Origin of the sequence: Rathayibacter sp. AY1D1 (assembly GCF_002932635.1) — a bacterium.
In the GTDB taxonomy this organism is placed as follows: Bacteria; Actinomycetota; Actinomycetes; order Actinomycetales; family Microbacteriaceae; genus Rathayibacter.
The window spans coordinates 14,721-29,057 of the sequence record NZ_PSVY01000003.1; the positions used below are offsets into that span (position 1 = coordinate 14,721).

Here is a 14,337-nt window from a genome sequence, read left to right on the forward strand (position 1 = left end):
GCGCGGCGGGCTCAGGACCGGCCGGCGGGATCGCCGGTGGGCCCCTCGGAGCGGGCGCCGACGGCCCCCTCCGCGAGCGTGAGGACGAGTGCGCCGCCGGCCGGCGCGTCACCGGGCGCCCGGACGACGTGCCCGGCCGCGTTCTGGACGATCGCGTAGCCGCGGTCGAGGGTGTGCTGGGGGGAGAGGGCGCGCAGGTGGCCGTGCAGGCGCTCGACCTCGAGGTGCGCGCGCTCGAGGCGGCGGTCCACCAGCTCGGCGCCGCGCGCGACCCAGCGGGTCAGCTCCTCGGCGTGCCGGTCGACCAGCACGTGCGGCTGGGCGAGCACCGGCCGCGAGCGCAGCTGCGAGAGCCGGTCGATCTCGTGCGAGACGAGCCCGCTCACGCGGCCGGTCATCCGCAGCCGGGCCTGCTGCACGCGCAGCAGCTCGTCGGAGACGTCGGGCACGACCCTCTTCGCGGCGTCGGTGGGAGTGGAGGCGCGCAGGTCGGCGACGTCGTCGAGCAGCGGGCGGTCGGCCTCGTGGCCGATCGCGCTGACGACCGGAGTGGAGCAGGCGGCGACGGCGCGCACGAGCGCCTCGTCGCTGAAGCCGAGCAGGTTCTGGAAGTCGCCGCCTCCGCGGGCGATCACGATCACGTCGATGCTGTCGTCGGCCTCGAGGGTCCGCAGGGCCGAGAGCACCTCCGGGACCGTCCGGTCGCCCTGCACGGCCGAGTGGACCACCCGGAAGCGCACGGCCGGCCAGCGCAGCTGCGCGTTCCGCAGCACGTCCTTCTCGGCGTCCGAGTCCTTGCCGGTGATGAGGCCCACGCCGTGCGGGAGGAACGGCAGCGGCTTCTTGCGGGAGGCGTCGAACAGCCCCTCCGACGCGAGCTGCCGGCGGAGCCGCTCGAGCTTCTCGAGCAGATCGCCCAGGCCGACGTGGCGCATCTCGAAGACCTGCATCGAGAGCGTGCCGCCCTTGACCCAGTAGTTGGGCTTCACCAGCGCGATGACCCGATCGCCCTGCTTGAGGTCGGCCGGGAGGCGGCTCCGCACCGACGACCAGACGGTGAAGCCGACCGTCGCGTCTCCGGACAGGTCCTTCAGCTTCCCGTAGACGTTGCCGCCGGACGCGCCCCACTGGGTGATCTCGCCCTCGACCCACGCGGTCCCGAGGCGCTCGATCCAGCCCTTGATCTTGCTGGCGAGCAGGCCGACCGGCCAGGGTGCGTCGGCGGTGGGTGGGGCGTCGGTCATCGCTGCCTCTGCTCGGAGGGACGGGGGGAGCGGGAGTGCCCTCCCGCGACGACAACGGTACGGGACGGGTCCGACACCGGGACGGCCCGGGCACAGGATGCACCACGTAGAATCAGGGGGTGAGCCAAGTCCCGATCAGCCTGCCCATGCCGCGCATGCCCCGCGCCACAGGGCGTCTGCGCGACGTCCCCGTCGAGGGCCGCAAGCGCGTCCTCCTCGCCGCGCCCCGCGGCTACTGCGCCGGAGTCGACCGCGCGGTCGTCGCCGTCGAGAAGGCCATCGAGCACTACGGTGCCCCGGTCTACGTGCGCAAGCAGATCGTGCACAACGTGCACGTCGTCTCCACGCTCGAGAGCCAGGGCGCCATCTTCGTCGACGAGGTCGACGAGGTGCCCGAGGGATCGCACATCGTCTTCAGCGCGCACGGCGTCTCACCGGCCGTCGTCCAGGGCGCGGCCGACCGCGGTCTCCAGGCGATCGACGCGACCTGCCCCCTGGTGACGAAGGTGCACCGCGAGGCCGTCCGCTTCGCGCGCGACGACTTCGAGATCCTCCTCATCGGCCACGAGGGCCACGAAGAGGTCGAGGGCACCGCGGGCGAGGCTCCCGATCACGTCACCCTCGTCGGCAGCCCCGACGACGTGCCGAACATCGTCGTGAAGGACCCGGACAAGGTCGTCTGGCTCTCGCAGACGACGCTCTCGGTCGACGAGACGATGGAGACGGTGCGCCGTCTCCGCGAGCGCTTCCCCAACCTGCAGGACCCGCCGAGCGACGACATCTGCTACGCCACGCAGAACCGCCAGGTCGCGATCAAGAAGGTCGCCGCGGGCGCCGAGCTGGTCATCGTTGTCGGCTCCGCGAACTCCTCCAACTCCGTACGCCTCGTCGAGGTCGCCCTCGAGTACGGCGCGAAGGCCGCCTACCGGGTCGACTACGCGAGCGAGATCAAGCAGGAGTGGCTCGAGGGCATCCGCACCGTCGGCGTCACCAGCGGCGCCTCGGTGCCCGAGGTGCTCGTCCAGGAGGTCCTCGACGACCTCGCCGCCGCCGGGTACGGCGATGTCGAGGAGGTCAAGACGGCGGAGGAGGACCTGATGTTCTCGCTCCCCAAGGAGCTGCGCAAGGACGTCGCCGGCAAGCGCGACGCCCGCGGCGTCGGTGGACGCATCAGCGCGGGAGCGGGCGCCTAGAGCGTTCCGGCCCGGACACGGAAGAGGCCGCCCTCCCTCGGGAGCGGCGGCCTCTTCCGTGTGCGGTGGAACGGGGATCGACGCTAGACGTCGGTGCCGGCGCCGCCCTGCGAGCCCGACATGCGCGTGACGTACTCCGCGAACGTCGGGTCGCCCAGGATGGCGATCGCCGCGACGATCAGAGAGAGCAGCACGGTCGCCGCGATCCCGAGGATCGGGACGAGCACGGCGCGCTTGCCGGCGCGGAGCCGCCGGATCGAGATCCACACCGCGAAGGCGACGATCAGCGACTGCGCGAGCGCCACCACGACGCCGAGGATCCGTGCGAGCTCCGGCGACGCGTAGGTGCCGATGCCCTGGGAGCGGTAGAGCTCCTGGAGGGTCGTCGCGAAGCTCGAGGGATCGAGCAGCGTCGGCACGGCGAAGAACACGCCGAGCGCGAGCAGCACGATCGTGAGCAGGCGGTCGACGGGATGCGCGACGGGCTTCGCGGCCGGAGCGGTCGCGGGCCTCGGATCGGTCTCCGACCCCCTCGGGTCGGGGACGACCACGGCGTCCTCCGGCGGCTGCCACGACCAGCCGGGCGGCGCGTACTCGCCGTACTGCGGCTCCGGACGCCTGTCGCCCGGCTGATCGTGTGCGTTCGTCACGGAGCGGTGCCCTACTTCCCGGAGTTCCCGGCCGAGCCGAGCTGACGGGTCGCCTCGGCGACGCGCGCGGCCATCGCGGTCTCGGCGATCTTGCCCCACGAGCGCGGGTCGTAGACCTTCTTGTTGCCGACCTCGCCGTCGACCTTGAGGAAGCCGTCGTAGTTCTTCAGCACGGTGTCCGCGACGGAGCGGCTGAACGCGTACTGCGTGTCGGTGTCGATGTTCATCTTGACGACGCCGTTGCGGACCGCCTCGGCGATCTCCTCGTCGGTCGAGCCCGAGCCGCCGTGGAAGACGAGGTCGAGGGGGAGCGCGCCGGTGCCGTACTTCGCCTGCAGGCCGTCCTGGATCTCGCGGAGCAGCTCCGGGCGCAGTCGCACGTTGCCCGGCTTGTAGACGCCGTGGACGTTGCCGAAGGTGAGGGCGGCCATGTAGCGGCCCTGCTCGCCGAAGCCGAGGGCCTCGACGGTCGCGATCGCGTCGTCGAGCGTGGTGTAGAGGTGCTCGTTGATGTCGTGCGAGACGCCGTCCTCCTCGCCGCCGACGACGCCGATCTCGACCTCGAGGATGGCGTTGATGTTCTTGACGCGCGGGAGGATCTCCTTCGCGATGGCGAGGTTCTCGTCGAGCGGGATCGCGGAGCCGTCCCACATGTGCGACTGGAACAGCGGCTCGCGACCGGCCTTGACCTCCTCCTCGGAGGCGGCGATCAGCGGGTAGACGAAGCCCTCGAGCGCGTTCTGCGGGCAGTGGTCGGTGTGGAGCGCGACCGTGACCGGGTAGTTCTTGGCGACCTCGGTCGCGAACCTCGCGAAGGCGATCGCGCCTGCCGCGCGGTTCTTCACGGTGTGGCCGGCGAAGTAGTCCGCGCCTCCGGTGGTGACCTGGATGATGCCGTCCGAGCCCGCCTCGGTGAGGCCCTGGAGGACCGCGTTGATCGTCTGCGACGACGAGACGTTGAACGCCGGGTAGGCGAAGCCGCCCGCCTTCGCCTTGTCGAGCATCTCTGCGTACTGGTCCGGGGTAGCGACGGGCATGGCATCTCCTTTGACGGATGAACGAAGGGGGGTCGGGCGAGGCCCGCGTCGCGGACGAGTCTAGCGAGGCGCCCCTCCGCGGTCCCTCCGCCCGTGGAGGGCCCTGGACTAGGCTTCGGGCAGGGATGGGGATCCGCTCCGCGGGTCCTGCGACGACGTGCACGAACTCGACGACGAAGGACTCCGCTCTGTGATCGACAACGACTCGCTCTACCTCCACCCCGACCGCAACCTCGGCATGGAGCTCGTCCGCGCCACCGAGGCCGCCGCGATCCGCGCCGTGCCCTTCATCGGCAAGGGCGACAAGAACGCCGCCGACGGCGCAGCGGTCGACGCCATGCGCACCTTCCTCGGGACCGTGAACTTCGACGGAGTCGTCGTGATCGGCGAGGGCGAGAAGGACAACGCGCCCATGCTCTTCAACGGCGAGCACGTCGGCAACGGCTCGGGGCCCGCCGCCGACATCGCCGTCGACCCGATCGACGGCACCTCGCTGACCGCGGCCGGGCGCCAGAACGCGCTCTCGATGATCGCCGTCGCCGACCGCGGCGCGATGTTCGACCCCTCCGCCGTGTTCTACATGGAGAAGATCGTCACCGGGCCCGAGGGCGTCGGGATCATCGACATCCAGCGCCCGATCGGCGAGAACATCCGCGCCCTGGCCCGCGCCAAGCGCAAGCCCGTCGAGGAGATGCGCATCGCGGTGCTGGACCGCCCGCGCCACGCTCAGCTGATCGAGGACATCCGCGCGGCCGGAGCCGGCACGCGCCTCCTGCTCGACGGCGACGTCGCGGGCGGCATCAACGCCGCTCGCCACGACTCCCGACTCGACATGTGCGTCGGCACCGGAGGCACGCCCGAGGGCATCATCACGGCCTGCGCCATCCGCGCGCTCGGCGGAGTGATCCAGGGCATCCTCCGCCCGAAGGACGACGACGAGCGCCAGCGCGCCATCGACGCCGGCCACGATCTCGATCGCGTCCTCCACGCCAACGACCTCGTCCGCAGCGACAACACCTACTTCGTCGCGACCGGAGTGACGAACGGCGGGCTCGTGAAGGGCGTGCGCAAGGAGGGCCACGTCATCACGACGGAGTCCATCGTGCTGCGCTCCCGCTCGGGCACCATCCGCCGCGTGACCGCCCAGCACCTCGCGGAGAAGTGGGTCTAGGCCGTCACCGTCTGTCCGAGACGCCGCCCCGCCGCTGAGGCGCCGCTCCGCTGACGGCGCTTCGGCGAGTGCGGCGGCGTTCCGGCGTGCAGGACGCGGAAGGACACCGGCCTCGGTCACCGAGGCGAGCGGGCGGGGCCGCGGCCGGTCTCGATACGCCTCGACGGCGCTCCTCCGCCGAGCCCCGGAGGCGGAGCGCCGTCGCGACCTGCGGTCGTCCGGGTGTCGAGCCGGATGGACGGCGCCGCTCGCGCGCGGCCTGCACACCCGGTGCTCGCTCAGCGGGGACCCGGGACCCTACGCGCTCCGCTCGGACTCGTCGTCCGCGGCGAGCAGCTCGACGGCGGTGAGGCGGCGCGGCGAGGAGGCGACTCCTCCGACCGGGGCGATGACGCGCGACTCGTCGAGGGAGTCGAACTGGCGCGCGGTGACCAGCACGCGGCTCTCGAGCGAGCCGGCGAAGGCGTTGTAGGAGTCGACCGTCTTCTCGAGCGAGCGGCGCAGGCCCTCGGCGTGGTCGGCGAGGGTGCCGAGACGGGCGTAGAGCGTCTTGCCGAGGTCGAGCAGGCGCTTGGCGTCGTCGGTGAGCACGTCCTGCTGCCAGGTGTAGGCGACGGTCTTCAGCACCGACCACAGGGTCACGGGCGAGGCGAGGGCGACGCGCTTGCGGAACGCGTACTCGAGCAGGCTCGGGTCGGCGTCGAGCGCGCTCGCGAGCAGCGGCTCGCTCGGCACGAACGCGATGACGAACTCGGGGCTCGCCGGGAGGCCGGTCCAGTAGGAGCGGGCGGCCAGCGCGTCCACGTGGCCGCGGAGGGCGCGGACGTGCGCGCGCAGGAGCCCCGCACGCCGCGCCTCCTCCTCTCCGCCGGCGCCCGCGGGGATCGCGCTCGCCTCCAGGTACGCGTCGAACGGCACTTTGGCGTCCACCGCGATCGCCTTGCCGCCGGGCAGGCGGACCACCATGTCGGCGCGGCCGCGGCCCGCCTCGCCATCGAGCCCGAACTGCACGTCGAAGTCGACCCGCTGGGTGAGCCCGGCGGCCTCTACGACGTTCCGCAGCTGCGTCTCGCCCCAGGCGCCGCGGCTCGTGGTGGAGCGGAGCGCGGACGCGAGGGTCTCGGTCGTCGAGCGCAGCTGCTCGCCCGCCGCCCGCTGTCCCTCGAGCTGCTCGGTGATCGCCCCGAACTGGGCGGCGCGCTCGCGCTCGAGCCGGCCGACCGCCTCCTGCATGCCGCGCAGGCTCTCGGCGACGGGGGAGAGGGTCTGCAGGATGCGCGCGTCGTGCCGCTCGCGCTCAGCGACGACGCGCAGCTGCTCCTGGAGCTCGCGGATCTGATTGCGGGCGGAGCCGAGGTGCTCGCGGTGCTGCTCGACGACGGCCTCGTGCCGCTCCTCCAGGCCCTCCGCGCGGGCGCGGGCCGTCGCGAGGTCGAGGGCGAGGGCGGCGTCTGGCGTGCGGGAGCGGGCGAGGAGGACGGCCACGACTCCCGCGAGGAGCGCGCCGACCACCAGGCCGAGGACGAAGGAGAGATCCATGCCGCCGATGACACCACGCACCTCCGACATCGAGCGATCGACGCGCCACGACCACCGAACGAGGGCCAGGACGCCCTGCGACCGCCTCGTAGACTTCGCGATCATGGGGAATCACTACCGCTCATCGCGCCTGCTCACGGCCGCGCTCGCTCTCGCCGTCGGGCTCGGCACCGCCCTCGTCCCGATCACCTCCGCCTCGGCCGCCGAGGACGCGCCGTCGACCGTCTCGGTCGAGACCGGCGCTCTCGACGCGTCCCTCGACCGCGCCGACCTCGGCGTCCCGGACCAGTCGACGCAGTACAGCGCCGAGGAGACGAAGAGCTTCCGCGCCGGCTTCATCGTCAGCGACGCCCAGTTCTTCGACGGCGACGCGCTGAGCACCGGTCAGGTGCAGTCGCTCCTGAACGAGAAGGGCAGCCGCTGCTCCACCGCCGGCACCGCCCCCTGCCTCAAGAACTTCTCGCAGGCGACTCCGTCGAAGGCGGCGGACGCGATGTGCAGCGCCTACCAGGGCTCCGGCAGCGAGTCGTCGGCCTCGATCTTCACGCGCGTCGGCCTGGCCTGCGGCATCAACCCGCTGGCCCTGGTCGTGCTCGTGCAGAAGGAGCGCAGCCTCGTCACCGACACGACGCCGAGCCCCGAGGACTACGCCAAGGCGACCGGCTACAACTGCCCGGACACCGCGGCGTGCGACCCCGGCTCGGCGGGCTTCTTCACGCAGGTCTACAGCGCGGCCCGCCAGTTCAAGCGCTACGCCAACCCGCCCGGCTCCGGCTCGAACTTCACCACCTACGCTCCGGGCACGACGCCGAACGTCGCCTACTACCCGAGCACCGCGTGCGGCTCCTCGCCGGTCACCATCCGCAACCAGGCCACGGCCGACCTCTACTACTACACGCCGTACCAGCCCAACGACTACGCGCTCACCGGCTCCGGCAACGCCAACTGCGCGACCTACGGCAACATCAACTTCTGGTACCTCTTCAGCGACTGGAACCCGAACGGCACCCTGGCCAACGCGGGGATCGCCCCCGCGGGCCGCGTCGACGCCCCGCGCATCTCGGGCAGCACGCTGAGCGTGTCCGGCTGGGCCGTCGACCCGACGACGCAGCAGGCCGCGCTGACCACGACGGTCACGGTGACCGGCCCCGACGGCACCCGCACGGTCCGCACGCAGACCGCGAACGGCGACCGCGGCGACATCCCGGGCGAGTACTCCGTCGCCGGCCGCGCCCACGGCTTCGGCGCCACCACGCCCGTCTCGGCACCCGGCACCTACCAGGTCTGCGTCTCCGCCGACTCCGTCGACTGGAACCGCTGGGTCGGCACGGGCGACTCCCGGGGCCCCGGCCGGAAGGATCTCGGCTGCTCGTCCGTGAGCACGTCGGCCGGGATCGACGTCTTGCGTCTGGCCGGCACCGACCGCCAGGGCACCGCCGTCGCGATCTCGAAGGCCGTCTTCGGCCCGAACGTCCCCGTCGTCTACATCGCGACCGGCGCGAACTTCCCCGACGCGCTGAGCGCCGCCCCGGTCGCGGCCAAGCAGAAGGGTCCGCTGCTCCTGGTCGACCGCGACTCGATGTCGCAGCCCGTTCGCGACGAGCTCAGCCGGCTCAAGCCGACGAGGATCGTCGTGGTCGGCTCCCCACTGAGCGTCGGCGACGGCCTGCTGAACCAGCTGAGGTCCTACTCGCCGACGGTGGACCGCATCGGAGGGAAGGACCGCTACGACACGTCCAGGCTCATCATCCAGAGCGCGTTCCCGAGCGGCTCGTCGCGCGCCTGGCTCGCCACGGGCGAGAAGTTCCCCGACGCGCTCGGCGCGAGCGCCGCGGCCGGCTCCGTCGACGCCCCCGTCGTCCTCGTGAACGGCACCGGCAGCACGGCCGACGCCGTGACGAAGGGCATCCTCTCGAAGCTCAAGGTGCAGAACCTCACCATCGCGGGCAGCCCCCTGTCGGTGAGCGAGGGGATCAAGAACTCGCTTCCGGTGCCGACGATCACCCGCATCGGCGGAGTCGACCGCTACGACACATCGGAGCAGCTGAACCGGGCCGCCTTCTCGAGGGCCGAGACCGTGTTCCTGGCGACGGGCGAGAATTTCCCCGACGCCCTCGCCGGAGCCACGGCGGCGGGCTACTCGAACAGCCCGCTGTTCGCCGTGCCGACGAACTGCGTGCCCCGCGCCGTCCTGACCGACATCGCGAAGTCGGGAGCTCAGCGGGTCGTCCTCCTCGGCGGTCCCACCACCCTCTCGGAGGACGTCGCGCGGCTCACCCCCTGCGGCTGATCGCCCGCGACCCCGCCACTAGCGTGGAGGGATGACCCCGACCGCACCGTCCCCGACCGGCCTCCGACGCCGGCGGGGCGGTGCGGTCGTCGTCGTCGCGGCGCTGGTGGCACTCCTGCTGGGAGGTTCCGTCGACGGCACGCGCCTCGCAGCGGTGCCGTCCGAGCCGCAGACCGTCCGGCTGTGGACCTTCCTCCAGCCGGGCCCCGTCGCGGCCGACTTCGACCCGGGCGACCTGATCTCCGACGAGGTCTTCTTCGACGGCGACGCGCTCGGACCGCTCACGGTGCAGGCGTTCCTCGACGCCCGCGTCCCCGACTGCGCGGGCGGGCCGGTGCCGTGCCTGCGCGACTACGCCGAGGACACCGCGGCGATCACGGCCGACGAGCAGTGCAACGCGCTGCCCGCCGGACGCGACGTCCAGGCCGCGGAGATCATCACCTCGGTCGCCGGCGCGTGCGGGCTGAATCCGGCCGTCCTCCTGGTGCTGCTGCAGAAGGAGCAGTCGCTCGTGACCGATCCGGAGCCGAGCGAGCGGCAGTTCCGCAGTGCCACGGGCTACGGCTGCCCGGACACCGCCGACTGCGACACGGACTCCTACGGCTTCGCGGCGCAGGTGTACGGAGCGGCGTGGCAGTTCCAGCGCTACCGGAATCCGGACTCGAGCTTCGACTGGTACCCGGTCGGCGCGGCCAGCGACGTCCGCTACTCCCCGGACGAGTCCTGCGGCACCGCCCCGGTGACGATCGCCAACGCGGCCACGGCGGGTCTCTACTACTACACGCCGTACCAGCCGAACGCGGCGGCGCTCGCGAACCTCTACGGCGAGGGCGACGACTGCTCGGCCTACGGGAACCGGAACTTCTGGCGCATCTTCAGCACCTGGTTCGGCGACCCCCGCGGCTGAGCCGATCGTCTCGAGCAGACTCGGCATGACGGACGTCAGGCGGCGGCGGGAGCCTTCGGGCGCAGGCGCTTCACGGAGACGCCGGCCAGCTCGCCGAGCTCGGCCATGCTCGCGGCGCCGTGCCGCCGGGCCGCGTGCACGACGATCGCGGCGCACGCCTCGGCATCGGCCGACGCGTCGTGGTGGCGGAAGTCCTCGAAGCCCGCGGCCATGGCGACGACGGGGAGGCGGTAGGAGTCGAGCTCGTACGTCTTGCGGGCGAGCTGCAGCGAGCAGAGGTAGTGGTACTCGGGGTGCTCGAGGGAGGTCGCCGCGCAGGCTGCGCGGATGACGCCCATGTCGAAGCCGGCGTTGTGCGCGACGAACACGTCCTCGCCGGCGAAGGCCGCCAGGTCGGCGAACTGGTCGACCCAGGAGGCGGCGGCGTGCACGTCGTGCTTGCGGATGCCGTGGATCCGCGTGTTCCACTCGAGGAAGTCGTCGTACCCCAACGGCGGGCGGATGAGCCAGCCGGCGCGGTCGACGACTCGGCCGTCGCGGACCTTCACGAGCCCGACGGAGCACGCGGAGGCCCCGTGCGAGTTGGCGGTCTCGAAGTCGATGGCGGTGAAGTCGATGGGCACGCTCCAGCCTCTCACGCACCTCCGACGCCGCAGGGAGCGTCGCGCGCGCGTCGCCCCGAGCGGGCGGGAGCACCCGCCGGCCGCGGGCGGGCGCCTCCCGTTCCTCCGCGCCCCGCCCGCCCGGCCCTTCCGCCGCCACGCCGTAGGATGGATGCCCGTGGCTCTCACTATCGCAATCGTCGGTCTCCCCAACGTCGGCAAGTCGACGCTCTTCAACGCACTGACCAAGAACACGGTGCTCGCGGCGAACTACCCGTTCGCGACGATCGAGCCGAACGTGGGTGTGGTGAACTTGCCCGACTCCCGCCTCGAGGTGCTCGCCGGGATCTTCGGCTCCGAGCGCATCCTCCCGGCGCCCGTCTCCTTCGTCGACATCGCCGGCATCGTGCGCGGCGCGTCCGAGGGCGAGGGCCTGGGCAACAAGTTCCTCGCGAACATCCGCGAGGCCGACGCCATCGCGCAGGTCATCCGCGGCTTCGAGGACTCCGACGTCGTCCACGTCGACGGCAAGGTCGACGCCGCCAGCGACATGGAGACGATCAACACCGAGCTGGTCCTCGCCGATCTCCAGACCCTCGAGAAGGCCGAGGCCCGCTACGAGAAGGAGCTCAAGGGCAGGAAGATCGAGCCGATCGTGGTCGAGACCGCGAAGAAGGCGCGCGAGTTCCTCGACCAGGGCAAGCCGCTGTCGGCCTCCTCGATCGATCTGGAGCCGATCCGCGAGCTGGGCCTGCTGACCGCCAAGCCCTTCATCTACGTCTTCAACGTCGACGAGGCCGTGCTGACCGACGACGCCCGGAAGGCAGAGCTCGCAGCCCTGGTCGCGCCGGCGAAGGCGATCTTCCTCGACGCGAAGATCGAGTCCGAGCTGATCGACCTCGACGAGGCCGACGCCGCCGAGATGCTCGAGTCGACCGGCCAGACGGAGTCGGGCCTCAACCAGCTCGCGACCATCGGCTTCGACACCCTGGGCCTCCAGACGTACCTCACGGCCGGCCCGAAGGAGACGCGCGCCTGGACCATCGGTAAGGGCTGGACCGCGCCCCAGGCCGCCGGTGTCATCCACACCGACTTCCAGAAGGGCTTCATCAAGGCCGAGATCATCTCGTTCGACGACCTCGTCGAGACCGGCTCGATCGCCGAGGCACGCGCGAAGGGCAAGGCCCGCATCGAGGGCAAGGACTACGTCATGCAGGACGGCGACGTCGTGGAGTTCCGCTTCAACGTGTAGGACGGCCGCGCTCGGCTCGAGGCGCCCGGTTCGCTCGGATCCCCGGATCCGCGAGCCGGGCGCTTCTGCACGGAGGTGCGGGATCGCCGACCCCGGGAGTCCGACACGAGGCCGGTCACGTCCGCGGACGTCCGCTCCGCCCGTCAGTTCAGCACGTCCCCGATCAGCCAGCTCGACAGCCCGACGAGGGTGCAGACGCCGACGACCACCCAGGCGACGGTCCGGCGGACCGAGCGGGAGACCGCCTCGGAGCTGCGGGGAGTGGGACGCATCGGTGCGGTGTACGCGGGCGGGACGGAGTAGGTCCGAGCCGGCGGGAGGAGTCGGGGGAGCGTGACCGGGCGGCCGTCGACCCACTCGGCGGGCAGGTCCGCGGCCTTCGCGGCCTGCAGCGTGAGCTCGACCTTCAGCGGCGATCCGCGGAGGGAGGCGTAGGCGGCGGCGACGAGGCCGAGGCTCGCGAGATGGCGGAGGGTCGGGGTGAAGTCTGCCGACAGGGTCGGTGAGAGCTCGCCGACCCGTTCGCCGTCCAGTCGGAGTTCGACGAGGTCGCCCGTGGTGTGCAGGGTCAGCAGCAGCAGGCCGCGGCCGCTCGCCGGGACCACCGTCGACAGGCGGGCGAAGTGCTCGTCCTCGCGCAGGACCGGCAGGCCCCGCGACCAGGGGAGGATCGAGTGGCGCTCGACGGGCGGCTCGTTGAGCGGCACGAGCAGCTCCGGGGCGACGAGGGCGACGCGGAGGACGGCCCGCAGCCCCTCCTCGCCGCGCTCGACCCGGAGGCGCGCGGTCGTGACCGGGACGGCTCCGCTCGCCACGACCCGGTCGAGGGCGGCACGGTGCGCAGTGGCGTTCGGCAGGTAGCCGAGGACGCGGCCGCCGGCCCGGACCGAGACGGCGTCGAGGCCGGTGGGGTGGTCGGGCTCGGGGATCAGATCGACCTCGAGGGTCCGCTCGTCGATGTCGCCCGCCTTGAGCGTGCGGTCGATCAGATCGGCGATCTCCTCGATCCGCTCGGCCTCGGCGAGGGCGTCGACGCTCGGGGCGCCGTCGGCGTTCGGGAGGCGGTAGACGACGCGCTCCGTGACGGGGGTGACGGGTGCGTCCCGCACCACCGCGGCACTGTCCTGCGCGGAGCGGCGCGCCCCGGTGAACCGCCTGCCGTCCCACCAGCGCATCTCGGCCGCATGGGCCTCGTCGCGGTACCAGCCCGCCGGCGCACCCTCGTCCATCGACCCCCCCGTTCCTCCGGCGAACGAGTCTACGAGGAGGGCGGGAGCGTCAGAGACCCGGGTCCGTGGCGGCGGGATCCTCGGGGGCGAGCGCGGCCGCGGGCTCTCCCGAAGCGGGGCCGCTCCACGCACCGGACTCCTGCGCCCGAGGGCCGGCGATCCACTCCAGAGCCTCGCGGACGAGCATCCGGACGTGACGCGCGTGGCCGATGGTGACGGGGGCGGGATCCTCGAGGACCTCGAGCAGGCGCTGCAGCACGGCACGGCTCTGCAGTCGTGTCATGGGCCTCACGGTAGGGGCCCGGTCGCTCGGACGGTAGTGCCGATCCGCGACAGCGCACCCGTCTAGGCTCGCCACATGACTCGTCTCGACGGTGCCGTCGTCCTCGTCCTCGGAGCCTCGGGCGGCCTCGGCCGCCTCCTGGCCGATTCGCTGGAGGCGCGCGGTGCCGTCGCGGTGCGCTCGGGGCGCGACTCCGCGGCGCTCGGCGAGGCACCCCTGGTCGCCGACCTGCGCGGGGAGGACGAGCCCCGGCGCGTGGTCGCCGAGGTGCTCGAGCGGCACGGGCGCCTCGACGGCGTCGTCGTGGCCGCGGGCGTCGTGGCCTTCGGGCCCTCCGCCGAGCTCGATCCGGCCGTTCTGGAGGAGCTCGTCGAGGTGAACGCGCTGGCGCCGATCCGGGTGCTGACCGCCGCGCTGCCGTCGCTCGTCGCGTCGGCGGGCGAGGGGCGCGAGCCGTTCGCGCTGACCATCAGCGGCGTGGTGGCGGAGGCTCCGACCGCGGGACTCGCCGCGTACTCCGCCTCGAAGGCGGCACTGCACTCCTTCGTGAAGGCCTCGGCCCGCGAGTACAAGCGGGCGGGCGTCCTCCTGCTCGACGCGCGCCCCGGCCATACCGAGACCGACCTGTCCCGGCACCCGCTCGCGGGAGACGCGCCCCGCTTCGGCGCGGGTCTGGCGCCGCAGGACGTGGTCGACCGGCTGCTCGACGCGGTCGAGGACGGCGAGACCGACCTGCCTCCTGCGGCGTTCACCGGCTGACGCCGTCCCGAGACGAGGCGGAGCCGGTCGATCCTCGCGGGAACGCACCGGATCGAGCACTGCAGCCTCGGTCGCGTACAGCCGCCGTGATCAGCCTGCGCATCCGGCGGCCGGGACCGCGATCGGCGCGGCAGCCCGTCCGACCGTCCTCCCCGCAGACGCGGGGATACCCGCCGTTCAC

General features: G+C 72.4%; 13 protein-coding genes. 6 read left to right on the forward strand and 7 right to left on the reverse strand.

Features of this window, described 5'->3' with window-relative positions:
- Positions 1–11: 11 nt before the first annotated feature.
- Positions 12–1,244, reverse strand: a complete 1,233-nt coding sequence (gene xseA, locus C5C56_RS03060; protein ID WP_104260146.1) for an exodeoxyribonuclease VII large subunit — start codon at positions 1,242–1,244, stop codon at positions 12–14.
- Positions 1,245–1,390: 146 nt separating this feature from the next.
- Between xseA and C5C56_RS03065 the strand changes: the two genes are divergently transcribed.
- Entirely contained in the window at positions 1,391–2,437 is a 1,047-nt protein-coding gene (locus tag C5C56_RS03065) for a 4-hydroxy-3-methylbut-2-enyl diphosphate reductase (RefSeq protein ID WP_104225527.1), read from the forward strand.
- 83 nt (positions 2,438–2,520) lie between these two features.
- Here C5C56_RS03065 and C5C56_RS03070 read toward each other — a convergent pair whose 3' ends face one another.
- Entirely contained in the window at positions 2,521–3,087 is a 567-nt protein-coding gene (locus C5C56_RS03070) for a DUF6264 family protein (protein ID WP_104224415.1), read from the reverse strand.
- A gap of 11 nt (positions 3,088–3,098) precedes the next feature.
- Positions 3,099–4,124 (reverse strand): class II fructose-bisphosphate aldolase, encoded by a 1,026-nt coding sequence (gene fbaA, locus C5C56_RS03075; RefSeq protein ID WP_104224414.1) that lies wholly within the window; start codon positions 4,122–4,124, stop codon positions 3,099–3,101.
- A 238-nt stretch (positions 4,125–4,362) separates the two neighbouring features.
- On the opposite strand from fbaA, the gene glpX reads away from it, so the two are divergent.
- Complete coding sequence (glpX, locus tag C5C56_RS03080) at positions 4,363–5,295, forward strand: class II fructose-bisphosphatase (RefSeq protein WP_097165697.1); 933 nt, start codon at positions 4,363–4,365, stop codon at positions 5,293–5,295.
- Between the two features lie 297 nt (positions 5,296–5,592).
- On the opposite strand, the gene C5C56_RS03085 is transcribed toward glpX, so the two are convergent.
- Positions 5,593–6,834, reverse strand: coding sequence for a DNA recombination protein RmuC (locus tag C5C56_RS03085; RefSeq protein WP_104319141.1), 1,242 nt, complete (start codon positions 6,832–6,834; stop codon positions 5,593–5,595).
- A gap of 103 nt (positions 6,835–6,937) precedes the next feature.
- On the opposite strand from C5C56_RS03085, the gene C5C56_RS03090 reads away from it, so the two are divergent.
- Positions 6,938–9,124: a cell wall-binding repeat-containing protein gene (locus tag C5C56_RS03090; protein WP_104319092.1), complete on the forward strand. Its 2,187-nt coding sequence runs from the start codon at positions 6,938–6,940 to the stop codon at positions 9,122–9,124.
- 31 nt (positions 9,125–9,155) lie between these two features.
- Positions 9,156–10,031 carry a hemagglutinin gene (locus tag C5C56_RS03095; protein WP_104319093.1) on the forward strand — a complete coding sequence of 292 codons (876 nt, stop codon included), beginning with the start codon at positions 9,156–9,158 and terminating at the stop codon, positions 10,029–10,031.
- Positions 10,032–10,066: 35 nt separating this feature from the next.
- Here the strand turns inward: C5C56_RS03095 and C5C56_RS03100 are convergent, their stop codons facing one another.
- Positions 10,067–10,654, reverse strand: coding sequence for an exonuclease domain-containing protein (locus tag C5C56_RS03100; RefSeq protein WP_104272615.1), 588 nt, complete (start codon positions 10,652–10,654; stop codon positions 10,067–10,069).
- A gap of 157 nt (positions 10,655–10,811) precedes the next feature.
- Between C5C56_RS03100 and ychF the strand changes: the two genes are divergently transcribed.
- Entirely contained in the window at positions 10,812–11,885 is a 1,074-nt protein-coding gene (gene ychF / locus C5C56_RS03105; protein WP_104222958.1) for a redox-regulated ATPase YchF, read from the forward strand.
- A 143-nt stretch (positions 11,886–12,028) separates the two neighbouring features.
- On the opposite strand, the gene C5C56_RS17460 is transcribed toward ychF, so the two are convergent.
- Positions 12,029–13,114 (reverse strand): DUF2510 domain-containing protein, encoded by a 1,086-nt coding sequence (locus C5C56_RS17460; protein ID WP_146086439.1) that lies wholly within the window; start codon positions 13,112–13,114, stop codon positions 12,029–12,031.
- 49 nt (positions 13,115–13,163) lie between these two features.
- Positions 13,164–13,397 (reverse strand): hypothetical protein, encoded by a 234-nt coding sequence (locus C5C56_RS03115; RefSeq protein WP_104345335.1) that lies wholly within the window; start codon positions 13,395–13,397, stop codon positions 13,164–13,166.
- A 75-nt stretch (positions 13,398–13,472) separates the two neighbouring features.
- Between C5C56_RS03115 and C5C56_RS03120 the strand changes: the two genes are divergently transcribed.
- Entirely contained in the window at positions 13,473–14,156 is a 684-nt protein-coding gene (locus C5C56_RS03120) for an SDR family oxidoreductase (protein WP_104272618.1), read from the forward strand.
- Positions 14,157–14,337 lie beyond the last annotated feature (181 nt).

Bases quoted from the DNA above. Each gene is read 5' to 3' on its own strand.
- xseA (WP_104260146.1), bottom strand. From the start codon at position 1,244: ATGACCGACGCCCCACCCACCGCCGACGCACCCTGGCCGGTCGGCCTG.
- C5C56_RS03065 (WP_104225527.1), top strand. From the start codon at position 1,391: ATGCCGCGCATGCCCCGCGCCACAGGGCGTCTGCGCGACGTCCCCGTC.
- fbaA (WP_104224414.1), bottom strand. From the start codon at position 4,124: ATGCCCGTCGCTACCCCGGACCAGTACGCAGAGATGCTCGACAAGGCG.
- glpX (WP_097165697.1), top strand. From the start codon at position 4,363: ATGGAGCTCGTCCGCGCCACCGAGGCCGCCGCGATCCGCGCCGTGCCC.
- C5C56_RS03085 (WP_104319141.1), bottom strand. From the start codon at position 6,834: ATGGATCTCTCCTTCGTCCTCGGCCTGGTGGTCGGCGCGCTCCTCGCG.
- C5C56_RS03090 (WP_104319092.1), top strand. From the start codon at position 6,938: ATGGGGAATCACTACCGCTCATCGCGCCTGCTCACGGCCGCGCTCGCT.
- C5C56_RS03095 (WP_104319093.1), top strand. From the start codon at position 9,156: ATGACCCCGACCGCACCGTCCCCGACCGGCCTCCGACGCCGGCGGGGC.
- C5C56_RS17460 (WP_146086439.1), bottom strand. From the start codon at position 13,114: ATGGACGAGGGTGCGCCGGCGGGCTGGTACCGCGACGAGGCCCATGCG.
- C5C56_RS03115 (WP_104345335.1), bottom strand. From the start codon at position 13,397: ATGACACGACTGCAGAGCCGTGCCGTGCTGCAGCGCCTGCTCGAGGTC.
- C5C56_RS03120 (WP_104272618.1), top strand. From the start codon at position 13,473: ATGACTCGTCTCGACGGTGCCGTCGTCCTCGTCCTCGGAGCCTCGGGC.